This is a genomic window from Oenococcus alcoholitolerans (assembly GCF_051852995.1).
Lineage (GTDB): Bacteria > Bacillota > Bacilli > Lactobacillales > Lactobacillaceae > Oenococcus > Oenococcus alcoholitolerans.
In genome coordinates this window covers 441,353-464,987 of sequence record NZ_CP176042.1, presented here as the reverse complement: position 1 = coordinate 464,987, position 23,635 = coordinate 441,353, and the positions used below count along the sequence as shown (strand labels likewise).

The 23,635-nt window shown below is 38.9% G+C and carries 38 protein-coding genes; all 38 read right to left on the bottom strand.

Features of this window, described 5'->3' with window-relative positions; genetic code table 11:
- Positions 1-7: 7 nt before the first annotated feature.
- The 38 genes from glmS to rplD all read right to left on the bottom strand — a co-directional run bounded on the left by glmS (position 8) and on the right by rplD (position 23,631).
- Positions 8-1,819 (bottom strand): glutamine--fructose-6-phosphate transaminase (isomerizing), encoded by a 1,812-nt coding sequence (glmS, locus tag ACKP2L_RS02855; protein ID WP_439425873.1) that lies wholly within the window; start codon positions 1,817-1,819, stop codon positions 8-10.
- A 132-nt stretch (positions 1,820-1,951) separates the two neighbouring features.
- Positions 1,952-3,043: an ABC transporter substrate-binding protein gene (locus ACKP2L_RS02850; RefSeq protein ID WP_439425872.1), complete on the bottom strand. Its 1,092-nt coding sequence runs from the start codon at positions 3,041-3,043 to the stop codon at positions 1,952-1,954.
- On the bottom strand, positions 3,040-3,840 hold the full coding sequence (locus tag ACKP2L_RS02845) for an ABC transporter permease (RefSeq protein WP_439425871.1): 801 nt from the start codon (positions 3,838-3,840) through the stop codon (positions 3,040-3,042). The genes ACKP2L_RS02850 and ACKP2L_RS02845 overlap by 4 nt, the downstream gene beginning before the upstream one ends.
- Positions 3,837-4,658 carry an ABC transporter permease gene (locus ACKP2L_RS02840; RefSeq protein ID WP_439425870.1) on the bottom strand — a complete coding sequence of 274 codons (822 nt, stop codon included), beginning with the start codon at positions 4,656-4,658 and terminating at the stop codon, positions 3,837-3,839. Before ACKP2L_RS02840 ends, ACKP2L_RS02845 begins: the two co-directional genes overlap by 4 nt.
- Positions 4,659-5,762: an ABC transporter ATP-binding protein gene (locus ACKP2L_RS02835; RefSeq protein ID WP_439425869.1), complete on the bottom strand. Its 1,104-nt coding sequence runs from the start codon at positions 5,760-5,762 to the stop codon at positions 4,659-4,661.
- A gap of 156 nt (positions 5,763-5,918) precedes the next feature.
- Positions 5,919-6,311 (bottom strand): 30S ribosomal protein S9, encoded by a 393-nt coding sequence (gene rpsI / locus ACKP2L_RS02830; RefSeq protein WP_439425868.1) that lies wholly within the window; start codon positions 6,309-6,311, stop codon positions 5,919-5,921.
- A 19-nt stretch (positions 6,312-6,330) separates the two neighbouring features.
- Positions 6,331-6,777, bottom strand: coding sequence for a 50S ribosomal protein L13 (gene rplM, locus ACKP2L_RS02825; protein ID WP_439425867.1), 447 nt, complete (start codon positions 6,775-6,777; stop codon positions 6,331-6,333).
- Between the two features lie 85 nt (positions 6,778-6,862).
- Positions 6,863-7,711: an SseB family protein gene (locus ACKP2L_RS02820; protein ID WP_439425866.1), complete on the bottom strand. Its 849-nt coding sequence runs from the start codon at positions 7,709-7,711 to the stop codon at positions 6,863-6,865.
- On the bottom strand, positions 7,695-8,453 hold the full coding sequence (gene truA / locus ACKP2L_RS02815) for a tRNA pseudouridine(38-40) synthase TruA (RefSeq protein WP_439425865.1): 759 nt from the start codon (positions 8,451-8,453) through the stop codon (positions 7,695-7,697). The genes ACKP2L_RS02820 and truA overlap by 17 nt, the downstream gene beginning before the upstream one ends.
- Entirely contained in the window at positions 8,440-9,252 is an 813-nt protein-coding gene (locus tag ACKP2L_RS02810; protein WP_439425864.1) for an energy-coupling factor transporter transmembrane component T family protein, read from the bottom strand. The genes truA and ACKP2L_RS02810 overlap by 14 nt, the downstream gene beginning before the upstream one ends.
- Positions 9,249-10,067, bottom strand: coding sequence for an energy-coupling factor ABC transporter ATP-binding protein (locus ACKP2L_RS02805; protein ID WP_439425863.1), 819 nt, complete (start codon positions 10,065-10,067; stop codon positions 9,249-9,251). Before ACKP2L_RS02805 ends, ACKP2L_RS02810 begins: the two co-directional genes overlap by 4 nt.
- Positions 10,043-10,843, bottom strand: coding sequence for an ATP-binding cassette domain-containing protein (locus tag ACKP2L_RS02800; RefSeq protein ID WP_439425862.1), 801 nt, complete (start codon positions 10,841-10,843; stop codon positions 10,043-10,045). Before ACKP2L_RS02800 ends, ACKP2L_RS02805 begins: the two co-directional genes overlap by 25 nt.
- A gap of 63 nt (positions 10,844-10,906) precedes the next feature.
- Positions 10,907-11,302, bottom strand: coding sequence for a 50S ribosomal protein L17 (gene rplQ, locus ACKP2L_RS02795; protein WP_439425861.1), 396 nt, complete (start codon positions 11,300-11,302; stop codon positions 10,907-10,909).
- Between the two features lie 26 nt (positions 11,303-11,328).
- Entirely contained in the window at positions 11,329-12,279 is a 951-nt protein-coding gene (locus ACKP2L_RS02790) for a DNA-directed RNA polymerase subunit alpha (RefSeq protein WP_439425860.1), read from the bottom strand.
- Between the two features lie 23 nt (positions 12,280-12,302).
- Positions 12,303-12,701 (bottom strand): 30S ribosomal protein S11, encoded by a 399-nt coding sequence (rpsK, locus tag ACKP2L_RS02785; protein WP_439425859.1) that lies wholly within the window; start codon positions 12,699-12,701, stop codon positions 12,303-12,305.
- A gap of 25 nt (positions 12,702-12,726) precedes the next feature.
- Complete coding sequence (rpsM, locus tag ACKP2L_RS02780; protein ID WP_439425858.1) at positions 12,727-13,098, bottom strand: 30S ribosomal protein S13; 372 nt, start codon at positions 13,096-13,098, stop codon at positions 12,727-12,729.
- 64 nt (positions 13,099-13,162) lie between these two features.
- Positions 13,163-13,282, bottom strand: a complete 120-nt coding sequence (gene rpmJ / locus ACKP2L_RS02775; protein WP_011677525.1) for a 50S ribosomal protein L36 — start codon at positions 13,280-13,282, stop codon at positions 13,163-13,165.
- Positions 13,283-13,323: 41 nt separating this feature from the next.
- Complete coding sequence (gene infA / locus ACKP2L_RS02770) at positions 13,324-13,560, bottom strand: translation initiation factor IF-1 (protein WP_439425857.1); 237 nt, start codon at positions 13,558-13,560, stop codon at positions 13,324-13,326.
- 65 nt (positions 13,561-13,625) lie between these two features.
- Complete coding sequence (locus ACKP2L_RS02765) at positions 13,626-14,198, bottom strand: adenylate kinase (protein WP_439425856.1); 573 nt, start codon at positions 14,196-14,198, stop codon at positions 13,626-13,628.
- Entirely contained in the window at positions 14,199-15,545 is a 1,347-nt protein-coding gene (secY, locus tag ACKP2L_RS02760) for a preprotein translocase subunit SecY (protein ID WP_439425855.1), read from the bottom strand.
- Positions 15,546-15,564: 19 nt separating this feature from the next.
- The gene (gene rplO / locus ACKP2L_RS02755; RefSeq protein ID WP_439425854.1) at positions 15,565-16,011 is read right to left on the bottom strand and encodes a 50S ribosomal protein L15; all 447 of its coding nucleotides are present in this window, start codon (positions 16,009-16,011) and stop codon (positions 15,565-15,567) included.
- The gene (gene rpmD, locus ACKP2L_RS02750) at positions 16,011-16,193 is read right to left on the bottom strand and encodes a 50S ribosomal protein L30 (RefSeq protein ID WP_439425853.1); all 183 of its coding nucleotides are present in this window, start codon (positions 16,191-16,193) and stop codon (positions 16,011-16,013) included. Before rpmD ends, rplO begins: the two co-directional genes overlap by 1 nt.
- 11 nt (positions 16,194-16,204) lie before the next feature.
- Positions 16,205-16,702, bottom strand: a complete 498-nt coding sequence (gene rpsE / locus ACKP2L_RS02745; protein ID WP_439425852.1) for a 30S ribosomal protein S5 — start codon at positions 16,700-16,702, stop codon at positions 16,205-16,207.
- Between the two features lie 18 nt (positions 16,703-16,720).
- Positions 16,721-17,077: a 50S ribosomal protein L18 gene (gene rplR / locus ACKP2L_RS02740; RefSeq protein ID WP_439425851.1), complete on the bottom strand. Its 357-nt coding sequence runs from the start codon at positions 17,075-17,077 to the stop codon at positions 16,721-16,723.
- 29 nt (positions 17,078-17,106) lie between these two features.
- Entirely contained in the window at positions 17,107-17,643 is a 537-nt protein-coding gene (gene rplF / locus ACKP2L_RS02735) for a 50S ribosomal protein L6 (protein WP_439425850.1), read from the bottom strand.
- Between the two features lie 39 nt (positions 17,644-17,682).
- On the bottom strand, positions 17,683-18,084 hold the full coding sequence (rpsH, locus tag ACKP2L_RS02730; RefSeq protein ID WP_439425849.1) for a 30S ribosomal protein S8: 402 nt from the start codon (positions 18,082-18,084) through the stop codon (positions 17,683-17,685).
- Positions 18,085-18,217: 133 nt separating this feature from the next.
- Positions 18,218-18,760, bottom strand: coding sequence for a 50S ribosomal protein L5 (rplE, locus tag ACKP2L_RS02725; protein WP_439425848.1), 543 nt, complete (start codon positions 18,758-18,760; stop codon positions 18,218-18,220).
- An 18-nt stretch (positions 18,761-18,778) separates the two neighbouring features.
- Entirely contained in the window at positions 18,779-19,048 is a 270-nt protein-coding gene (rplX, locus tag ACKP2L_RS02720) for a 50S ribosomal protein L24 (RefSeq protein ID WP_439425847.1), read from the bottom strand.
- A gap of 10 nt (positions 19,049-19,058) precedes the next feature.
- Positions 19,059-19,427: a 50S ribosomal protein L14 gene (rplN, locus tag ACKP2L_RS02715; protein ID WP_439425846.1), complete on the bottom strand. Its 369-nt coding sequence runs from the start codon at positions 19,425-19,427 to the stop codon at positions 19,059-19,061.
- A gap of 41 nt (positions 19,428-19,468) precedes the next feature.
- A complete protein-coding gene (gene rpsQ, locus ACKP2L_RS02710) occupies positions 19,469-19,735 on the bottom strand; it encodes a 30S ribosomal protein S17 (RefSeq protein WP_439425845.1) in 267 nt (88 codons plus the stop codon).
- 14 nt (positions 19,736-19,749) lie between these two features.
- Positions 19,750-19,959, bottom strand: a complete 210-nt coding sequence (rpmC, locus tag ACKP2L_RS02705; protein WP_439425844.1) for a 50S ribosomal protein L29 — start codon at positions 19,957-19,959, stop codon at positions 19,750-19,752.
- On the bottom strand, positions 19,956-20,390 hold the full coding sequence (rplP, locus tag ACKP2L_RS02700; RefSeq protein ID WP_439425843.1) for a 50S ribosomal protein L16: 435 nt from the start codon (positions 20,388-20,390) through the stop codon (positions 19,956-19,958). Before rplP ends, rpmC begins: the two co-directional genes overlap by 4 nt.
- Positions 20,390-21,187 carry a 30S ribosomal protein S3 gene (gene rpsC, locus ACKP2L_RS02695; protein WP_439425842.1) on the bottom strand — a complete coding sequence of 266 codons (798 nt, stop codon included), beginning with the start codon at positions 21,185-21,187 and terminating at the stop codon, positions 20,390-20,392. Before rpsC ends, rplP begins: the two co-directional genes overlap by 1 nt.
- A 2-nt stretch (positions 21,188-21,189) precedes the next feature.
- On the bottom strand, positions 21,190-21,552 hold the full coding sequence (gene rplV / locus ACKP2L_RS02690) for a 50S ribosomal protein L22 (RefSeq protein ID WP_439425841.1): 363 nt from the start codon (positions 21,550-21,552) through the stop codon (positions 21,190-21,192).
- 10 nt (positions 21,553-21,562) lie between these two features.
- Entirely contained in the window at positions 21,563-21,841 is a 279-nt protein-coding gene (gene rpsS / locus ACKP2L_RS02685) for a 30S ribosomal protein S19 (RefSeq protein WP_439425840.1), read from the bottom strand.
- A 13-nt stretch (positions 21,842-21,854) separates the two neighbouring features.
- On the bottom strand, positions 21,855-22,694 hold the full coding sequence (gene rplB / locus ACKP2L_RS02680) for a 50S ribosomal protein L2 (RefSeq protein WP_439425839.1): 840 nt from the start codon (positions 22,692-22,694) through the stop codon (positions 21,855-21,857).
- Positions 22,695-22,708: 14 nt separating this feature from the next.
- Complete coding sequence (rplW, locus tag ACKP2L_RS02675) at positions 22,709-23,008, bottom strand: 50S ribosomal protein L23 (protein WP_439425838.1); 300 nt, start codon at positions 23,006-23,008, stop codon at positions 22,709-22,711.
- The gene (gene rplD / locus ACKP2L_RS02670) at positions 23,008-23,631 is read right to left on the bottom strand and encodes a 50S ribosomal protein L4 (protein WP_439425837.1); all 624 of its coding nucleotides are present in this window, start codon (positions 23,629-23,631) and stop codon (positions 23,008-23,010) included. Before rplD ends, rplW begins: the two co-directional genes overlap by 1 nt.
- Between the last annotated feature and the right edge of the window lie 4 nt (positions 23,632-23,635).

The following is a 23,635-nucleotide window of genomic DNA, read 5'->3' as shown; positions in this document are numbered from 1 at the left end:
TTTCTCCTCACTGTACAGTTACGGATTTCGCTAAGTTACGCGGATGGTCAACATCCAATTTCCTGCCTAATGAGGTGTAATAAGCAAGAAGCTGGATCGGAATCGCTTCGAGAATAGGGCTAAACATCTCCATTTCATCTTTCAATTCCGGCAGGATGATATCATCTCCGGAATGAGCAAGATTTTTAGTTACGATCGTAATCGCTTTCGCACCGCGGGCTTTGGTCTCCTCAAGATTAGAGCGCGTAAGTCCGGCAGTTTTTGCTTGCGATATCAATCCAATGACGGGGGTGTTTTGCTCGATTAGAGAAATGGTTCCGTGTTTTAACTCTCCGGCCGCAAAACCCTCAACTAAAGTATAGGATATTTCTTTGAGTTTTAACGCAGCTTCTAGAGTAACATCGGCATCGACACCTCTGCCAATATAAAAAGCGCGGCCAGCTTCGACTAAGTATCTGTTAGCGATTTCTTTTATTTTTTCTTTACCGTCAATGACTGATTGCATCATTACCGCTAAATGACTCAATTGCTCTTCTAAATGTGCCTTTTTACCGTTCAAAGCAGCGGCAATGATTATTTGGGTAATGATCTGGGCGGTATAAGCCTTCGTTGAAGCAACTGCTATTTCCGGTCCAGCTAAGAGCGGCAATGAATAATCTGCCTCTCTGGTAAGCGTAGAATTAGTCACATTTGATAATGTCAAACTTGGATAGCCTTCGCTTTTGATAAGCTCAAGGACCTGTCTGCTATCAGCGGTTTCCCCAGACTGACTGATAAAAATAAAGAATGGTTTTTTTGGCAGCAAAGGCTGATCATATGCAAATTCAGAAGCAACATGAACTTCAGTTGGTATACCAGCCCATTTTTCAAAAAATCTGCGTCCGATCAAGCCAGCGTGATAGCTCGTCCCGGCAGCGATTATATATATACGATCGCTTTTTTTGATAGCATCAAGGATATTCGTATCTATTTTCGGTAAATCATTATCAAAATAATGCTGGATCAATTTCCGTGCAACTGAAGCTTGCTCGTCGATCTCTTTAAGCATGAAAAATGGATAAGCCCCCTTATCGGCTGCAGCCGGATCAATATTCAAGTGGAAGGGTTCGCGAGTAAATTTATTACCCTCGGCGTCATAAAGAGAGACGTCAGTTTTAGATACGACAGCTATTTCGCCGTCGTGTAATTCAATAAAATCCTTAGTAAGCTTTAATACAGCAGAAGCATCTGACGTCACAACATTAGCATCTTTGGAAACGCCAACAAGAAGCGGACTTTTTGATTTAGCAGTGTAAAGCAGGTCAGGATCTTCAGCATCCATCATCAAAAAAGCATAGGCAGAATTTTCATCAAGGAGGCTTATCATTTTTCTAAAGGCCGATAATGTATCCATCCCCTGATCAGAAAACTTCCCTACTAATTGGACAGCAACCTCTGTATCAGTTTGCGACTTAAAAGCAACATCTGATAGATATTCAGATTTTAATTGGAGATAATTTTCTATCACACCGTTATGCACCAAATAAAAACGGCCGTCAGCACTAACATGCGGATGGGCATTTTCAACACTTGGTGCTCCATGAGTAGCCCAGCGGGTATGAGCGATACCAGATTTTCCGCTGATATGCTCCGCCTCTTTTTCGACTTTGTCTTCTAAGTCTTTTACACGTCCTTTGGACTTTACCAAAACATCTTTATCATCGTCAGTATGAACGTAAACGCCGGCTGAATCATAGCCTCTATATTCGAGCCTTTCTAAGCCGGAAAGCAAAAAAGGCAATGCATTATTAACTCCGGTATAACCGATAATTCCACACATGTAAAACTCCTAAAACTTTTATTTATTTAGAGCTCTTCTCGAGTACCGATATAAGGTTAACGAAAAAAAGCGGCAGAATCTTGAAAACTGTCGCTTTTTTAAACATTGGTATAGTCCATATTTTTAAACTTTTTACTTATTTGTCATTTTAAATTCCAGAAAAAGGTCATTATAGATCTGCGTCCACCTCTGACCGAGATCCTGGTAAACCTCAAGATGAGAAATGGTCCTATCATCAGGATAAAATTGTTTGTCATTAGTTATAGACCTAGGCAGTTTCTTTAAAGCCTCTCTATTCGGCGTTGCATATCCGACATATTCGGCATTTTTAGCTGCGTTTTTCGGTTGCGACATAAAATTCAAAAAAGCGTATATCGCCTTAAAATGACGTGCTGTTTTCGGGATCGCAAAATTATCAAACCACAAATTGGATCCTTCTGAAGGGACAACATAGTGCAAATGACTATTTTGAGCGATCATTTCAGAAGCTTCTCCTGACCAAGAAATAGCTATTGGGGCTTCCTCTTGGGCCATATACATTACTATTTCATCATTTAAAATAGCTTTGACATTAGGCATCAAGGTATCCAATTTAGCTTTAGCTGCTTGAACGTCGGCCAAATTTCGGCTGTTAACAGATCTCCCCATAGAAATCAGAGAAAGGGCTAAAACGTCTCTGGCAGAATCAACGAGTAATATTTTTTTTCTAAACTTGCTTGACCATAATTGGTTCCAATGCTGAACTTGGTCCCTTTTAACAAATTTGTCATTATAAATAATGCCCAAAGTGCCCCAAAAATAAGGGATGGAATATTTATTCCCCGGGTCAAAGGAATCATTCAAAAAACGTTTATCATAATTTTTCAAACCGGTGAGACGCTTATGATCTATCGGAAGCAAAAGCTTATCATGCCGCATTTTTTCGACTGTATATTCAGAAGGAACGACGATATCGTAGGCAGTGCCGCCCTGCTGAACTTTGGTATACATTGCTTCATTGGAATCATAAGTTTCATAGTTGATCCGATAGCCGGTCTCTTTGGTAAACTTGCTTAACAAACTGGGGTCTATATAATCACCCCAATTATATATATTCAATATTTTTGAAGAATTGCCGCTAGAACCTGAAGCTGCATTTTCTTTGGCCGAAAGATATTGCCCAACACCGAATAGACCAGCCACGACAGCAAATAATACGATTACGGCAGCGATTATTTTTTTCATTTTGCCACCTCCAAATGATTGTTTCTGCGGCTGCCTTTAGAAATAAAATAATAAATTATGACTAAAAGCAGACTAACGACAAACATCAAAGCAGATAAAGCATTTATTTCCAAACTTATGCCCTGCCTAGCACGAGAATAAATTTCAACCGACAGAGTCGTAAAACCATTCCCGGTGACAAAGAAAGTAACTGCAAAATCGTCCAAGGAATAAGTCAAAGCCATAAAAAAACCAGACATTATGCCGGAAAGAATATAAGGGATCGTTATTTTGCTGAGGACTTGAAAAGGTTTTGCCCCTAGATCTTCCGCCGCTTCGATCAAACTGTTAGGCATCTCCTGCAATCTGGGCAGTACCATCAAAACAACGATCGGTATGCTGAAAGCGATATGGCTTAAAAGTACGGAGAAAAAACCTAACGGCAAGCTGATCGTGGTAAAAAAAATCAAGAAACTGGCACCGATAATAACGTCCGGACTGACCAAAAGAACCGAATTAAAGTTCAAAAGGAGATTTTTTACCACTCTGCGCTGCGTAAAATTTATCCATAAGGCCCCGAAAGTTCCTATGATCGTTGAAAAAATAGAGGATAGCAAGGCGATTATTATCGTATTGATAACTATCTCAAGCATCCTGTTATCCTGCCATAATTCCGAATAATGTTTAAGTGAAAAGCCGCTCCAACCAGTCATATAACTGCCAGAATTAAATGAGTAAGTTATCAAATAAATGATCGGTGCATAAAGGATGATGAAAACGAGCCAAAGATAAACGTTGCTGAACTTTATTTTTTTCAAAGCCGGTTCCTCCTTTTAATACTTATTCGTTTACGATCACGGGTCAAAACCATCGTAACTACCATCGCAATGATCAAAATAACCCCTATCGTCGAACCCATGTGCCAGTTTTGAGTCGTTAAGAAATGCTCTTCGATCGCAGTTCCCAAAGTTATAACCCTATTTCCGCCGATCAAACGGGTTATCATGAACAAACTTAGCGAGGGAATGAATACGGCTTGGAAACCAGATTTTATACCAGGCATAGAAAGCGGTATGATCAACCGCCATAAAGTTTGCCAGCTGTTTGCGCCAAGATCGCGACTAGCTTGAATAAGACTTTTGTCAATGTCGTTTATAACATTGAAGATCGGCAAAATCATAAAAGGCAATTCGATATAACTGGAAACTAGAACAAAACTAGCATCTGTAAAAAGAAGCTGCTGTGGAGCGATGCCTAAAAAAGAAATAAAATAATTGGCAGTGCCGTTACGAGACAATATACCAATAAAAGCATATGCTTTAAGCAATAAATTTATCCAAGTGGGCAAAATAACAAGCAAGAGCCAGAATTGACGATTTTTTAATTGTGCCAAAAGATAAGCAGTCGGATAAGAAATGATCAAAGTGATCGCGGTGATCAAAAAAGCATATACAACAGAGTTCAGGGTCATCCGTAAATAAGTGCCAGAAGAAAAATAGGCCGCAAAGTTGCTTAAAGTAATAGATCCCGAAGCGTTGGTCATTGACTCGCCAAACAAAAGTATTAATGGCATTGCCACAAAAAATAAAAGCCATAAACTGAACGGGATAGAAAACAACAGAGAATTTTTTTTCATCTACTCTTCCCCCTCATAAGATTCAAGTCGGGCATCAAATTCCTCTTCTGACTCGTTTAACCTCATGATGTGTATATCCTCGGGATCGAAATCAAGTCCTCTTCTCTGGCCTATTTTTGCAGGATTAGTAGCTTGTACAGCCCACTCGTTGCCAGCGTCATCAATAGCGGTTATTTCATAAGAATCACCGCGGAAAGATTGATCATCGATCGTGACCTGCAGCTTGCCGCGGCTGGGTACGACTATATCAAGATCTTCAGGGCGAATAACGACTTCAACTCTTTCATTCGGCCGCATGCCCGCATCAACGTTTTTAAAATCTTTACCGGCAAAACTCACCAGATAATCCTTTTTCATCACACCCGGAATTATATTGGCCTCCCCGATAAAATTAGCGACAAAATGATTTATCGGTTCGTCATAGATATCGACAGGACTCCCGGATTGTTCTACTTTGCCATCATTGATAACGAATATCCAATCAGACATAGCTAGTGCTTCTTCTTGATCGTGGGTGACAAAAATAAAAGTGATCCCCAATCGCTGCTGAAGCTCGCGCAGTTCGTATTGCATTTCTTTTCTTAACTTATAATCAAGTGCCGAAAGCGGTTCATCTAATAAAAGTACCTTTGGTTCATTCGCTAAGGCGCGTGCTATAGCGACTCTTTGCTGTTGACCGCCAGATATTTCAGAAATATCACGATCAGCCAGATCTTGCAATTGAACAAGACTTAAACTGGATCTGACTAAATTATCGACCTTATTTTTTTCAAACCCCTTTATTGAAGGTCCAAAAGCAACATTCTGATAAACATTCATATTTGGAAAAAGGGCATAATTTTGAAAAACAGTATTGACTTGCCGCTTATTAGCTGGAAGATCGTTAGCCTTTTGTCCTTCCAAAAAAACATCGCCGGAGGTCGGTTTTAACCTGCCGGAAATAAGATTAAGGATCGTTGATTTACCAGATCCAGATGGACCAAGCAAGGTATAAAACTTGCCTTCTTCTATGTCCAAATCGATATTCTTTAAAACTTCCGTTTCTCCGTAATCGAGAGTTACATTCTTAAATTCAATTAAAGTACGCGCCTTGTTTTCGGTCATCTACTTCAACCCCGCTTATTCAAAAATTTTTGCAATTTTAAGTATAAAGATTGACTTTTTAAAAGTCAGTAAAAGATTTAAATTTTGATCAAAAAATAAAAAAAGCTTCCCCATTTTTGGAAAAGCTTTATCTTTTTGGTTGTAAAAAAATATATATCAACGCTTACTGAACTGTGGTGCACGACGAGCCTTTTTAAGACCTGGCTTCTTACGTTCAACCATTCTTGAATCACGAGTAAGCAGTCCTGCAGACTTGAGAGCTGGACGAAAATCAGGATCGACTTCTAACAAAGCTCTCGAGATTCCGTGCCGAATAGCTCCAGCCTGACCAGCAAATCCGCCACCGATCACATTAACAAAAACATCATAATTTCCTTCTGTTGATGTAACTGCGAAGGGCTGTGCTACGACAGCACGAAGATTTGCAGCTGGGATATAATCTTCAAATGAACGACCGTTGATAGTAACCTTTCCATTACCAGGTACCAAACGAACTCTTGCTACTGAATCCTTTCGGCGACCAGTTCCTGCATATTGAGTATTAGCCATTTATAAACCAGTTCCTTTCTTAGAGTAAATCCTTAATATCAAGCTTTTTTGGCTGCTGAGCAGTCTGGGCAATCTCTTCGCCGCTTGCATAAACAAAAAGTTTTAAGCCTTGAGCACGTCCTAAAGTATTCTTAGGAAGCATTCCCTTTACAGAAAGTTCGATAATTTTCTTTGGATTTTTCTCACGAAGATCGCCGGCTTTACGAGATTTTAAGCCGCCTGGAAAACCAGAATGATGATAATAAACCTTATCTTTTGCCTTATTTCCAGTAAGAGCAACTTTATCTGCATTAGTAACGATGACATAATCTCCAGTATCAACTGAAGGTGTATATGTCGGCTTGTTCTTTCCGCGAAGCACAGTAGCAACTACGCTGCTGAGTCTTCCCAAAGGCAATCCCTCTGCATCAATGATGTACCATTTTTTTTCAATTTGATTAGGTTTTGCTAAAAATGTATTGCGCATAATTATTATCCTCTTCACTACATCCGTACCAGGGCATGGAGTAAATAAGACCGTTTAATATTGTACTAGTTTATAAGATCATTAGTCAAGCTTTTTTATCACTGTTGCCAGCAAGACCTAATAAAAAGTCATTAGTCGTTGGATTGATGACAACGTTTGTGACCATGTCTCCCAAGTCTTCTTTGATCCCAACTAAATTAGACGCAGGAACTCCCATTATGTTAGCCTCGCCCTCGTTATTATATCCATTAGCACTTTCTGAAAAATACCATTGACCCAGATGATTCCAATCAGTAAAAACCGGCAAAAAACGTTCTTGAGGTGCTTGACTTTGAGACAACAGAAAAAAGCTTAAGCGGTCCTCGCGGAGACGACGATGCTGAATTTTTGTCGGAACCAAAAAAACAGCTTTATCGATCAATTGGTTTATATTATCATTGCTGATGTTTCCCTCATCAAGAGCAGTTTGAAGATCAGGATTAGAAATATCTTCCGTCTCTTTTGATTGAAGCTTATAAAAACGATTTAATTCTTTGCGGTCCGGCTGTTTAAATTTTTGTTCATTATTTTCTTGATCTTCTTGCAAATGCTGTCCTATAAAAGCAGCTAATTGCGGCAATGGTATCGGCAAAAATCCCTTTAACTCTTTATCAAAGAAAATGACCAAATCAAATTTATCCTTTGAATTCAGGCGGCCAAATAGTTCTAAGCCTGCCTCCAACAAAAAGTCTTCAGAAACCGTCATTGTTAAAAAACGATCATATGCTTTCGTTTTTTCATTAAATGGAGAAAAAATCTCTGAATTATCTAATAATTTTGCCTTTTCTCTGCCATCTTTATCAGCTTGAGGATGGTTTATTTCAACGGAAATGATATTTGCTTCATCATCACTGCCGCTTGTAAAATATTCTATTTTATCAATCCACTGACTCATAATTGACCTCATCTAAGTATAAACCAGAAGCTGGAGCAGTAAAACGAGCCTGTTGGCGATCTTTTGCTTCGATCAATCTACAAATATCGTGCACAGGTCTAGTCTTATTGCCAATTTCTAGCAGAACACCAACCATTATCCTTATTTGATTATATAAAAAAGCGTTGCCTTCGAAAATGAATAAAATTTCATTTTTTTCAGGAAAAAATTTTAAATCGGCTTTAAAAATCGTTCTGATAGTTGTTTTGCTTTGGTTGCCTGAAGCAGCAAAACTTGCAAAATCATGTTCACCCAATAAATCCGGAAGGGCCTTACGAATTCTTTCCAGATCCAACGACCAAAAATAATGTCCAGTATAAAATCGTTTGAAAGGATCTACGAATTTAGATAATGATAATCGATATAAATACCTTTTTCTATGGCTGCTGCGGCGCGCATTAAAATCAAGCGGGACTTTCTCAACTTTTTTTACAAGAATATCTAACGGCAGTAAACTGTTCATTCCCATAAAAATAGCTTTTTCGCTCAAATTATAAGGAAAAACAAAATTTATGACCTGGCCAAGAGCGTGCACGCCTGCATCGGTCCTGCTGGCACCTACTATCTTGATTTCTTTTTTGGCCATCTTTGATATGACTTTAGCGAGTTCGTCTTGGACTGTACGAATATTCTTCTGCGGCTGCGTTTGGAACCCTTTAAAGGCGTGTCCATCATATGAAATTGTTACTTTATAATTCTGCATAAAAATTTGAAAGAAAAACTAAAATCGAAATCAACACAAAACTAAGAATAAGAAAATAATCAAGATAAGTAATTTTTAATTCATGCAAACTAGTTCTGTTATCGGCATCAATGAAACCTCTGACTTGCATAGCATCGGCTAAAACGAGGGCTTTTTTAAAAGCTAATGCTATTAAAGGAATAAACATGGGTATCAGTGCTTTTATCCTTTTTAAAAGACTGCCGCTTTTATAACTCAGCCCCCGCGAGCGCTGCGCATCAGAGATACTAATGAATTCGTCGGAAAAAATAGGAACAAAGCGCAAAGCCATCGAAATCATCATTGAAAATTTTTTGACATCAAAACCTAAAAATGAAATTGGTTTTAGTAAATAAGATATACCATCAGCTATTTGTGAAGAGGAAGTACTAGCCGTAAGAAGGGTCGTCATAAGTATCATCAGCGAAAAACGCAAAAATACGATCAGCGAATTGATCAATCCGTCCTTCGATACAGTGATAAATAAAAATCTAAAAGCAGTATCGCTTGAATTCTGCGGCGGTGTGAATAATATTTGAATAAAAACCATTAAAATTATCAGAGCCATGATCGATCTCAGGCCCAAATAAAAAACTTTTAGCGGTATTTTTGACAAAAACATACCAATGAAAATATAGATAAATAAAACCAGATAAGAAAAAAAAGAATCAGTAAACAATATCAAAATCAAAAAAAAGAAATCTATTGTTAATTTGATCCTTGGATCAAATCTGTTAACAACTGAATCAATAGGTATGAATCGTCCTAAAATACCGTTCATAAAATGTCACCCGCCAACTCTTTTATTGATAAAGGAGTGTTTTTGAGTCCTAATTTCTTAGCGTATTTTATCGTCTTCGGGTCAATGAACAGCTGCAATTTTTTTTCCATTTTCTCGAAAAAAAAGCGGGGCTCGTCATCAAAAATAATTTTTCCGTGGTTAAAAACAATCATTTTTTTAGAAAATTGAAGAAAATAGTCCAAATCATGACTGACAACGACTACAGTCTTTCCATTTCGTTTAAAAGAAGCAAACATTTTCAATAATTGATCTTTTGAAAATTGATCTAAACCAGAAGTTGGTTCATCAAACAAAATTAAAGGCGGATCGTTGACCAGAGAACCAGCAATAGCAGCTTTTCTCATTTGCCCAGACGACAAGCTGAAAACCGACCGATTGTAAAGGTCTTTTTGAAAACCAACTTTTTCTAAAGATCTTTTTGCCATTTGGATCGCTTGGTCATGACTATAACCAAAGTTTTTAGCTGCAAAAGCTACGTCATCCAAAACTGTTTTAGAAAATAATTGTCTTTGAGGTATCTGAAAAACAAAACCTATCTTGGAACGGATTTTTAACAGTTTTTCTTCTTTGCTTTTTCTATCTATTTCTTTATCATCGATTGAAATTACACCATTTTTAGGTAATATCAACCCATCCAAAAGTCTTAAAAAAGTAGTTTTCCCAGAACCGGTCGGTCCAGCAACCAAAACAAAGTCGCCTTTATTTATTTGTAGATCAATATTACTAACTCGAAAAGTTTTATGACCTAAAAAATCATCATAGTCGTAATTTACATTTTTAAATTCGATAAACATGAAATTAACTCGTCATCATTATAAATCTTTGTAGAAATTTTTTTGTCATAAGAAAGCCTAGTATTAAGTTCAGCAATTAATTTTGAAGCAAAAGTTACTGTTAATCGATGTTCCTTCAAATAGCTGGGTTTTGATAACAATTTTTTTGGTTTTGAACGAAGAATGATTTTTCCATTTTCCAACACGCATACTTCATCGCTTTTTTCTATCTCATCAGCCTCATGAGTTATGTTAACTATTGTCATAAGGGGATTGTCTTTATGAATTTTTATTAAAAAATCCAAAAAATCTTTCTTAGCTTTGGGGTCTAACATACTTGTAGGTTCATCAAAAAAAATGATTCTTGCATCGGTTATCAAGGCAGATCCTATAGCTAAACGCTGTTTTTGTCCTCCTGACAATTGGTTTAACAAATTACCGGCTAAGCCATTCAAACCAACCAAATCAAGCATACTATTAATTTTTTTCTTCATCTGATCAGACTTTATCTGCTCATTCTCTAAACCAAAAGCTAATTCTTCTTCAACCGTGCTTCCAATAAACTGATCATCAGGATTTTGAAAAACTGCCGCCGTTTTATCTTTTACATTTATAGTTCCTGAATACTCATCCTCTAATCCAAGAATCAAGCGCATCAAAGTCGACTTGCCTGAACCATTCGAACCGACGATAGAAATCCAGTTTCCTCTTTCCAAATTAAAAGACAAATCATCAAAAATTTTATATCCATCAGAAAAAGCATAAGAAATATTTTTAGCAATTACAGAAAAAGTCATTATAATAAAAATTTTAACAAATTAAAAACTCTCCTTTTAATCAAAAGAGAGTTTTTTAATAAATCAGTCAACTAATTCGATCAAAGCTATTGGAGCAGCATCTCCACGGCGTTGGCCTAGTTTATAAATTCTAGTATAGCCGCCATTTCGATTTTTAAACCGAGGTGCAACATCATCAAAAAGTGTTTTAACCGCTTTTTGTTCAACGATATCTTCGGCACTCTTGGCATTGCGAATTTTGTTTTCATCAATAACATTTCTAAGATAAGAAACTGCTAAACGCCTTGAAGACAAATCGCCGCGTTTTCCAAGAGTAATAACTTTTTCAACTTGACGACGAACTTCTTTAGCACGACTTTCAGTCGTCTTAATCTTGCCATTAAGAATTAAATCAGTCGTCAAATCTCTTAAAAGAGCTTTACGCTGAGATTTTGTTCTCTGAAGTTTTCGATATCCCATCGTTTGTTCCTTTCTAAAAATTAAACTTACTTAGGACTTTCTTGTTCCTGCCTAAAAGAAAGACCACGTTCAGCCAACTTTTGAATTATTTCTTCTAGAGACTTACGGCCCAGATTCCTAACTTCGCTCATATCACGAAGAGTCCGACCTGTTAAGTCATCAATAGTATTGATGCCGGCACGCTTGAGGCAATTAAACGAACGGACAGAAAGTTCCAGTTCTTCAATTGGTTCCTTGCGCTCAGAAACAGTTTCAACTGAATCTGGATCAAGCATCATTTCCTTTTTACCTGCACTGCTTAAATCAGTGAAAAGCTGCAAATGCTCACTGAGAATTTTTGAAGCAAGACTTAAGGCTTCACTTGGTGAAAGCGTACCATTAGTCCAAACTTCGAGAATCAATCTGTCAAAATCATCTCTATGTCCAACACGAGTTTTTTCAACAGTATAATTAACTTTAGAAATTGGCGTATAAATTGAATCAATGGCGAGGACACCGATCCCTAATTCCAAATTTTCTTTATTTTCCTCAGAAGAGTCATAACCGCGGCCACGAACTGCAGTTAATGTCATATGAAGGCTCTTACCTGCCGCGACTGTAGCAATGTGCAAATCAGGATTCAAAATCTCAACATCACCGTCTCCTTGGAGATCACCGGCTGTTAATTCCCCTGGCCCGCTAAAATCAACCTCTAAAACTTTTTGTTCATCAGAATCTATACGCAAAGCAACTTTTTTTAAATTCAAAATTATTTGAGTGACATCTTCAGTAACACCATCAATAGTAGTAAATTCATGAAGAACACCGTCAATTTGAACCGAGTTTATAGCTGCACCAGGCAAACTAGACAATAGCACCCGCCTCAGCGAATTGCCAAGAGTAGTTCCGTAACCGCGTTCGAGAGGCTCAGCGACGAACTTCCCATACTTTTCTGATTCTTCAACGGTCGAAATTGTTGGCTTTTGAAATTCGATCATATATTTGCCTCTCCTAACTTATTTTATGCACGACGTTGCTTAGGTGGACGTGAACCATTATGTGGAACTGGAGTTACATCACTGATCGCAGTAACTTCCAAGCCCGCTGCTGCAACTGCTCTAATTGCAGATTCTCTTCCGGGACCAGGTCCTTTAACGCTAATAGCAACACTGTGCATATTTTGTTCAAGAGCAGACTTTGCAGCTGCTTCTCCAGCTAATTGAGCAGCAAACGGCGTTGATTTTCTAGAACCTTTAAATCCTAAAGCACCAGCTGACGACCAAGAAATAGCATTGCCAGCTTCATCAGTAATCAAAACGATCGTATTATTAAAAGTTGAATGAATGTGAGCAACACCCTTTTCAATATTCTTCTTTGCCCGACGTTTGCGACTACTTGTACGACTTGTACGACTTGCCATACTGAATAATTCCTTTCTTTATTTTTTACTTCTTTTTACCAGCAACTGCTTTAGCTGGGCCTTTGCGCGTACGCGCATTATTCTTCGTATGTTGTCCACGAACGGGCAGTCCACGACGATGACGAATGCCACGATAAGAAGCGATCTCTTGAAGCTCTTTAATATTTAGACTAACTTCTCGACGTAAATCGCCTTCAAGTGTCAGGTTAAGTTTATCAACAGTAGCACGAATCTTTTCCTCATCTTCGGGGCTTAAGTCGCGTACACGAATATCTTCACTAACACCTGCATCTGCCAAAACTTTTTCAGCAGTAGCATTACCGATTCCATATATATAAGTAAGACCGATCACGATTCTTTTATCACGTGGTAAGTCGATACCTGCAATACGAGCCATAACAATTCCTCCTTTCTTATGTATGCTGGATCTTTATGCCACCAGCCTGCAATAATAAAATAAATCACTTGCCCTGACGCTGCTTATGCTTAGGGTTTGCTGAACAAATAACCATAACGCGACCATTCCGTTTTATGACACGGCACTGATCACACATTGGTTTTACAGATGGACGTACTTTCACAATCTATTCCTCCTATTCGGTTAACTGATTGTTGTCTCGCCTTATTTGTGTCGATAAGTGATCCGACCTTTAGTCAAATCATAAGGTGACATTTCAACAGTTACACGGTCTCCAACGAGAATGCGGATATAATTTTTTCGAATCTTACCAGAGACGCCTGCTTGAATACGAGCACCATTCTCTAATTCAACAATAAAATTAGCATTTGGTTTAGTTTCTTTAATTATTCCTTCAATCTCAATAACGTCGTTTCCTGCCACACTTACCTCCAAAATCATACGGTCAACCGTTTGATGATACCATTTCTCTAAGAAAAAAGCAAAAAAACTATTAATACAATCTATTATAGACTAGATATGGTTTTTTTAACTTCGGCATAAACAGTTTCAATATCGCTATCAGATTTTATAGTCTTGAGTGAACCATCTTGTTGATAAAAATCTACTAAGGGCATCGTTTGAGCTTTAGCAACTTCTATCCTATGTGGAATAACATTTGGATCATCATCAGCACGCCCGGTGTTACGGTTTATCATTCTTTTAGTTACAGTTTCTTCTGAGGCATCTAAATAAATAACTGCATCTATCTTCTTATTGATGCTATTTAAAAATTTAGAAAGAGCTTTAGCCTGGGCTGGGTTCCTTGGATATCCATCTAATATAAAACCGTCTGCTTTTTTAACATCTTCCTGTTCCAATCTTTGATCAACTATTTGATCAGTGACCTCATCAGGAACTAAATTACCATTATCAATAATTTCCTTTACTTTCTTACCTAAATCAGTTCCATCAGCGATAGCCTTCCTAAATATATCGCCAGTTGAAATATGAGGCAGATGGAAATCTTTTTCAATTCTTTCAGCGTTGGTTCCCTTACCAACTCCGGGGAGACCTAATAAAATCAAATTCAATGACATTTATACTTTACCTTCTTTTATTTGCTTTTCATAAAAGGGATGGGAACGAATCAGACCAACATAGTTTTTCTTTTCAGTGAGACCTTCGATCTGTCTCATCAAATCAACAGCAACACCTATTACGATCAACAGGCTGGTACCGCCAAGGCCAATTCCCGAATTCCTATCCAATAAACCAAAATTTTGTGCCAGCAATGGAACAACGGCAACTAAAGCAAGAAATATCGAACCAGGACCAGATAAACTATTCAATAATCTGCTGAAAAATTCTTTGGTTTCATTTCCAGGTCTTACACCAACGATGTAAGAACCCTGTTTTTGTAAGTTATCCGCTGTCTTTTCAGGATTGACTTGGACAAAAGCATAAAAGAAAGTAAAAAGAATGATCAGCAGACCATAAAAAATAGTTCCTTGCCAGGTCTGCAAACTAAAAATTTGGCTAGTGATTCGATACCAGCTTTGATTTCCCCAAGAACCAACAAATGCTTGCAAAATAGTTTGTGGAGTTGTAATCAAAGAAGAAGCAAAAATGACTGGGATAACTCCTGATACATTTACTCTTAAGGGGAGATAACTTTCTTCACCATAATCACGTTCAGACCTTGTGTACTGCATTGGCAAGCGACGAACAGCACCATAAAACCAGGTAACGATCGTCACAACGATAAGCAAAGCCGCGATCATGACAACAAAAGTAATTATTCCTGTGAGACCAGGTCCCTGGAGGACGTTGTCTTGAAAAATCTGCCAAATACCAGGTATCGTCTGGGCAACGATCCCTGCAAAAATAATCATAGAGATACCATTGCCCACACCTTTTTCTTGAATTTGTTCACCAAGCCAAACAGACAGCATAGAACCGATAGTCATGACTGAAGCAATCGTTAGAAAAGAATTCAAGCTGGTATTGGTCAATAAGGTTACACCGATAGGCTGGCCCAAGGCATTCAACCCGGCAGTGATCCCTAGTGATTGAAAGAAAGCAAAAGCAATAGTTAGGTAACGTGTGACCTGATTGGTTTTACGTCGACCAGTTTCGCCTTGCTTTGACCATTCAACAAGTTTAGGGACAATATCCATTTGCAATAGTTGAATAACGATCTGAGCAGTAACATACGGACTTACTCCCAAAGCAAAAAGAGAATAAGAAGATAAGCCACCACCAGAAAAGAGGTTCAAAATTGACAAAAGAGACGTTTGATCCATTAATCTGGTTAAAGCAGAAGTATTAATGCCCGGAACGGTTATGTAGGCGCCAAATCTATAGACAAGAAGAATAAACAAAGTCCAGTAGATTCTAACGCGGATTTCCTTTTGTTTAAGGGCTTTTGTTAGTAAATTAAACATGGAAATAATTATAAATAAATTAATCTTTTGAGGTCAACTCAATTTTTCCGCCAAGTTCTTCAACCGCTTTTTGAGCGCTCTTAGAAGCTTTGGCAGCTTGTATAGTAAGTTTTTTCTCAAGTTTGCCTGAAGCTAATATTTTAACACCAGAAAGTTCTTTTTTAATTATGCCGGCCTCTTTTAAGCTGGCAACATCAACATTTGCATCATCATCAAACTTATTAAGTTCTGACAAATTAACAACTGCAAATTCCTTATGATTAAAATTATTGAAACCACGTTTTGGCATACGACGCATTAAAGGCATCTGGCCACCTTCAAAACTTAAACGCAGCTTCTTTCCTTCACGTGCTTTTTGTCCTTTTTGACCACGACCTGCAGTCTTGCCTTTACCAGCAAACCCACGGGCCTTGCGTGTCCGAGCTTTCCTAGATCCGGGAACAGTCTTTAAAGTGGATAAATCCATTACTTCACCTCCTCTACAGTAACTAGGTGAGCAACTTTAAATATAGCTCCCCGCGTAGCAGAATTATCTGGATGTACTACAGATGAATGAACCTTACCTAATCCCAAAGATTTGATAATGGCACGCTGGCGAGGTTCACGATGAAGAGCACTCTTTATTAAAGTGATTTTTAAATCAGCCATTCTTCTCCTCCTTAGTTTTCAATGCTAATTCCGCGCAAAGATGCAACAGTCTTAGCTTCCTTCAAATTTTTTAAACCAGCAAAAGTCGCACGGACAACGTTAACTGCCGTAGATGATCCGAGTGATTTAGCAGTAACATCAGCAACACCTGCTAGTTCCATAATAGGACGAGTAGATCCACCGGCAGCAACTCCTGAACCTTCAGAGGCTGGCTTTAAAAGAACTTTTCCACCTCCATCGATACCTACAACTTCATGCGGGATGGTAGTTCCAACCATCGGTACTAAGATCAAATGACGCTTAGCATCTTCAACTGCTTTACGAATAGCTTCGGGAACTTCTTGTGCTTTACCAGTACCAAAGCCAACATGCCCGTTACGGTCGCCAACAATAACAAGAGCAGCAAAACGCAAACGGCGTCCACCTTTAACAACCTTGGTGACACGATTGATCGAAACAACATTTTCCTCTAAATCACCAAGTTCATTAGGATTAATATATTCTACCATTAACTTTTTCCTCCTCTCTTAGAATTTAAGCCCGCCTTCACGAGCACCATCTGCCAAAGCCTGAATACGTCCGTGGTATAAATACCCACCACGATCAAATACAACTTCCGAAATATCTTTCTCAGCTGCTGCTTTAGCCAATGCCAAGCCAACTTTTTTGGCCTGTTCGGTTTTAGTTCCACTTTGATTGTCTTTATTCAAAGTAGAGGCACTTGCCAGCGTTACACCCGCTACGTCATCAATCAATTGAGCGTAGATGTTTACATTAGAACGAAAAACGTTTAAACGGGGGCGCTTTGCAGTACCAGAAATTCTGCTTCTTACACGAGCATGACGCTTTTGACGCGTCTTATTTTTATCTGGTTTTGTTATCATAGCAATGCTTCCTTTTAAAATTAAACTAGTTATTTACCAGTTTTACCTTCCTTGCGACGAACTACTTCGCCTTCGTAACGTATACCTTTGCCTTTATATGGTTCAGGCGGACGAACGCCGCGAATTTCTGCGGCCAAGTCACCAACACGCTGCTTAGAGGTTCCCTCAATAGAAATGTGAGTAGCGTCAGGGACTGAAACAGTTAGTCCTTCTCTTGCTTCAAAATCAACTGGATGTGAAAAACCAACAGTCAAAACAAGCTTATTTCCTTGAAGAGACGCACGGTAACCGACACCAACTAATTCAAGGTTCTTTTTAAAACCCTTAGTTACGCCTTCTACCATATTAGCAACATTTGCACGAGTTGTCCCGTGTAAAGCTTTATTTTTATTTGAATCGTCAGGACGGCTAAAAGAAATCTCCTTGCCATCAACTTTCATAGTGATAGATTCAGGTATTTCTCTTTCCAAAGTTCCTTTAGGACCCTTGACGATAACTGTCTTCCCCTCAGATGCAACTTCGACACCTTCAGGAACATTTATAACTTTTCTTCCAATACGGCTCATGGTTTTCTCCTTTCCTAGATAAAACGACCATTAAAGTAATTACCAAACGTAGGCAAGTACTTCGCCACCAATTTTTCTGTTCCGTGCTTCTTTATCAGTTAGAACACCTTCAGAAGTTGATAAAATCGCAACTCCCAAACCGTTTAAAACTTTTGGTATAGAATCAGCCGGTACATAAGAACGAAGACCAGGCTTAGAAATACGTTTCAAACCGGTAATAACTCTTTCTCTATTTGGACCATATTTTAAAGTTAACGAAATAAGTCCTTGCTTATTAGCGGTATCAAGAACTTGATAATCGGTAATAAACCCTTCGCTTTTTAGTATTTTAGCGATATTTAATTTGATCTTTGATGCAGGTGCTTCAACAGTTTCGTGCCGAACAAGATTTGCATTACGAATACGAGTCAAGAAGTCTGCAATTGGATCTGTCATTGTCATAATGATTTTCCTTTCTAACAGTTGTCGCGTGACATGACGCTTTTTAGAAAAAATATCTGCGATAATTTATCTAAAAAAGAGCCCTGCCCAATAGCGGTACTTTGTAATATGAAATTAATTAGATATGATGATTTTACTTAGCAAATGGGAAACCAAATTGTGCTAACAATTCAGCAGCCTCTTCGTCAGTGTTTGCTGTAGTAACGATAACAACATCAAGACCGCGAACACGGTTAACATCATCATAGTTAATTTCAGGGAAAATCAACTGTTCTTTAATACCAAGAGTATAATTACCTCTTCCATCAAATGACCTTTGAGAAACTCCATGAAAATCACGAACACGTGGAAGAGCGACGTTGATCAGCTTGTACAAAAAATCATACATCCGATCACCACGCAAAGTAACTTTTGTTCCAATACTCATACCTTCACGTAAACGAAAACCAGCAATAGACTTCTTAGCTTTAGTGATGATGGGTTGCTGACCTGAAATTAATTTAAGTTCAGAAACAGCTTCATCAAGGTTATTAGAATTAGTTACAGCATCACCAACTCCCATATTTAAGACGATTTTTTCAATCTTGGGTGCTTGCATAGGTGATGTGTAATTGAACTTTGATATTAAAGCTGGTTGAACTTCATTTACATATTTTTCTTTAAATGCACTAGTCATGAAAATGATTTCCCCTGCTTATTTATTAGCGTTTTCGCGCTTATTTGCATGAACAGTATCTTTAGAAGAATCAAGCAGTGAAACATTAGAAATATGAATTGCTGCCTCTTCTTCAACGATACCCTTCTTAGCATTTTGATTCTGTGTTGCTTTTTTATGCTTTGTAACTTTATTCGCGCCTTGAACAATTACTCTGTCCTTTTTCAAAAAGACTTTGATAACTTTTCCTTCTTTGCCCTTGTCCTTACCGGCAATCACGCGAACTCTGTCTCCTGTTTTGATACTCATGTGATCCTCCTTATAGAACTTCCGGCGCAAGGCTGACGATGCGCATATAATTATTGTCGCGTAACTCACGAGCCACTGGACCAAATATACGAGTTCCAACTGGTGATTTATCATCTCTAACGATCACTGCTGCGTTTTCATCAAACTTTATATATGAACCATCAACACGATGAACACCACTAACAGTGCGAACGATTACGGCCTTAACAACATCGCCCTTTTTAACAGTTCCACCCGGTATTGCTTGTTTAACAGTAGCAACAATAGTATCGCCAATATTAGCAAATTTTCTACCAGATCCACCGAGAACTTTAATTGTAAGAATTTCACGAGCGCCAGAGTTATCAGCAACTTTTAAACGACTCTCTTGTTGAATCATAGTTCTGCTCCTTTCAAACTGATTATTTCAAGAATTTCCTGTTATAAAACAACAGCTTTTTCAACCACTCTAACTAAACGAAAACGTTTAGTAGCTGACAAGGGACGGGTTTCCATAATTTCAACAAGATCATTTAATTTTGCATCATTGTTTTCATCATGAGCTTTAAACTTTTTAGTATATTTGACCCGCTTTCCATAAACAGGATGGTTCTTATAAGTTTCGACGGCTACCGTAATGGTTTTATCCATTTTATCTGAAACAACACGACCACGATAAACACGACGAGAATTCCGATCTTCACTCATATTAGCCTCCCTTCTTATGCCTTCGCCTTTTGTGCGGCGATTTCTTGAGCTCTTAATTCTGTTTTAATTCTTGCGATATCTTTCTTAACAGTTGAAAGACGAGCAGTGTTTTCAAGCTGTCCTGCGGCCTGTTGAAAGCGTAAATTGAAAAGTTCTTCTTTAGAATCCTTTTCACGCTTCAACAGTTCATCACGGGATAAACCTCTTAATTCTGAAGCTTTCATTGTTCGTCTGCCTCCTCTGCTGCTTCAGCCTTGCTGACAACTTTAGCCTTAATAGGCAATTTGTGCATAGCAAGACGCAAAGCTTCTTTAGCAGTTGCTTCGGAAACTCCACCAACTTCGAACATTACTGTTCCGCGTTTAGTTGGTGCGACCCAACCTTCAGGAGCTCCCTTTCCATTTCCCATACGAACACCAACACCTTTGGAAGTGTATGACTTGTGTGGAAAAATATTAATCCAAACCTTACCGCCACGTTTCATATAACGGGTCATTGCAACACGGGCAGCTTCAATCTGTCGGTTAGTGATCCAGCTGCTTTCCAAAGCCTGTAAACCATAGTCGCCGAAAGAAACTTTACGTCCGCCTTTTGCTTCACCACGCATATGTCCACGATGCACACGACGGTATTTAACACGTTTAGGAACCAACATTATTGTCTACCTCCTTGTGCGCTATTTCTATTTCTATTTGAAGAATTTTCTTGCCTAGAACGACGAGACCTGCCGCGTCCGCGAGAATTGGAACGATTTCCACGAGAATTTGCAGCGGCTTCTACATCTTCATCTTTAATGAACTCACCATTTTTAGCATCGCCACGATAGATCCAAGTTTTGATACCAAGGTTACCATAGGAGGTCATTGCTTCATCCCATGAATAGTCGATATCTGCTCTCAAAGTATGGAGCGGTACTGTTCCTTCAGTATATTGCTCTTTTCTAGCGATATCAGCACCATTCAAACGTCCTGAAACCATCGTACGAACACCTTTAGCACCAGCACGCTGAACTCTTTGAATTGCTCCACGCATAGCGCGACGGAAAGCAACACGGCGTTCAAGATCAGCTGCTATTTGCTGACCAACTAAGTGAGCATTCAAATCAGGTTTGCGAATTTCAACGATATTGATATTAACACGCTTAGGCTGACCCTTATAATCATCAGCTAACTTTGAAAGCTCAGCCCGCAAACGATCAACATCAGCACCGCCGCGGCCAATAACAACACCTGGTTTAGCAGTACGGATAGTTAAATTAAGTCTTGTGGGCTCGGTTCTTTCGATCGTAACGCGATCAACAGCGGCATCTTTAAGATTTTCTTCAAGATACTTACGAATACGGATATCTTCTTGAAGAGCCGGCACATATTCTTTTTTATCAGCATACCATTTAGCATCCCAGTCACGGATAACACCGACACGGAAACCAATAGGATTAATTTTTTGGCCCATACTTAAGCTCCTTTCCTCTCATTTTCAGCAACAACAATCGTAATATGACTAGTACGCTTGTTTATTCTTGAAGCAGTACCTTTAGCACGAGGACGGAATCTCTTAAGAGTTGGACCTTCATTTGCATATGCTTCTTTAACAACTAAATCAGCTCGATCAAGAGCATAATTATTTTCAGCATTAGCGACAGCTGAATTAAGAACCTTGTAAACTGGTTCAGTTCCTGTATTAGGCAGGAACTTCAGAATCGCATAAGCTTCATTGACATTCTTACCACGAACAGTATCAAGAACAAGCCTTGCTTTACGCGGGGCAATACGGACTTGATAAGCAGTGGCTTTTGCAGATGTTACATTTTCAGCCATAACTTACTCCTTATTTTCCTGTCTTTCTATCATCACCAGCATGTCCGCGGAATGTCCGTGTTGGTACGAATTCACCAAGTTTGTGTCCGACCATATCGTCTTGGATATAAACTGGAACATGTTTGCGGCCATCATAAACAGCAATAGTAAAGCCGATAAAACTTGGAAAAATCGTTGAACGACGAGACCAAGTCCGGATAACTGGTTTTTTGTCTTGGCCCTTGAACTGATCGATTCTTTTTAATAGTGAGGGATCTGCAAAAGGTCCTTTTTTTAAACTACGACTCATTTAAAACCTCCGATTACTTACCTTTCCGTCCACGAACAATGAACTTTGTAGATGGCTTCTTCTTGTCACGGGTCTTATTACCATAAGACTTTTTGCCCCAAGGGCTCATTGGACTAGGACGTCCAACTGGAGCTTTACCTTCACCACCACCATGCGGGTGATCATTCGGGTTCATAACGGAACCACGAACATGGGGGGTCTTGCCGCGCCAACGAGAACGTCCAGCTTTACCCCAGCTTACTAGAGAATGTTCAGCGTTGCCGACTTCTCCAATAGTTGCTCTGGATGATGCTAAGATCATCCTGACTTCACCTGATGATAGGCGAATAGTAACGTACTTGCCAGCGTCGTCCTTACCTAAAATCTGCGCTGAAGTTCCGGCAGAACGAACTAATTGTCCGCCCTTTCCGGGTTTTAATTCGATATTGTGAATCAAGGTACCTTCTGGAATGCTGCTCAAAGGCAACGCATTTCCGATTTTAATATCGGCATCCGGTCCAGATTGAACTTTAGTTCCTACCTCTAGTCCTTTAGGCGCCAAGATGTAACTTTTTGTTCCGTCTTCATAAACAAGCAAAGCGATATTGGCACTGCGATTTGGATCATATTCGATCGCTTTAACAGTCGCAGAACGATCATCTTTAATTCTCTTAAAATCAATGATACGATATTGCTTTTTATGACCGCCGCCGTGATGGCGAACAGTCATCCGACCTTGAGCATTACGTGCACCGGTTCTGCTTTTTTTTGCCAGTAAACTTTTTTCTGGAACAGTTTTGGTGATAACAGAAAAATCAAAGCCGCTCATATTACGGCGACCATTACTGGTTGGTTTATAAGTCTTGATAGCCATGCGTTACTCCTTTCTTAATTCTTTTCTTCTTGATTTTGAAAAATTTCAATTGCCTTTGAATCTGAAGACAAACTGACAGTAGCTTTTTTAATCCTGGAAGTATAGCCTTCGTAACGGCCCATACGCTTTTTCTTTCCGCGATAATTAGCAATATTTACTTTTACGACATCAACACTGAAAATCTCAGCAACGGCTTCTTTAACGTCGGTTTTAGTAGCCTTGCGGTTGACCTGGAACTGATAAACTTTTTGATCAGCTCTTTGCATTGACGCTTCAGTAATAATTGGTTTTAAAATAACATCTCTTGCTTGCATTAGTTTAGAGCCTCCTCAACTTCTTTAACAGCTGATTGAGCAAAAACAACTGTGTGAGCCTTGACCAAATCGTAAACGTTAACGCCTCTCGCCGTAGTAACCCGTACGTTTGGAAGATTTCTTGCTGAAAGCTCAGTATTTTCATCAGAATCCTCGATCACGAGCAGCGTGCTTTTAGATGCATTCAACTTTAGAAGGTTTCCAGCAAATTCTTTAGTCGAAGGTTTTTCAAAAGAAAATTTATCGACCAAAACTAAATTGTTGTTCAAAACCTTATCAGAAAGTGCGCTTTTTAAAGCTAAGCGATATGCTTTCCTATTGATCTTAAAAGCATACGAACGAGGTGTAGGCCCCATTGAGATTCCGCCGCCACGCCATTGAGGAGCACGGATAGATCCTTGACGAGCATTACCGGTACCCTTTTGACGCCATGGCTTTCTGCCGCCGCCAGAAACAGCAGAACGATTCTTTACAGAATGAGTTCCTTGACGCATAGAAGCACGCTGCATCAAAACAGCATCTTTTACAACTGTTTCATTAGGTTCAATGCCAAAAACAGAATCAGAAAGTTCGACTTCACCAGCTTGATTTCCATCTTGTTTATATAAAGCAACTTTAGTCATAGTT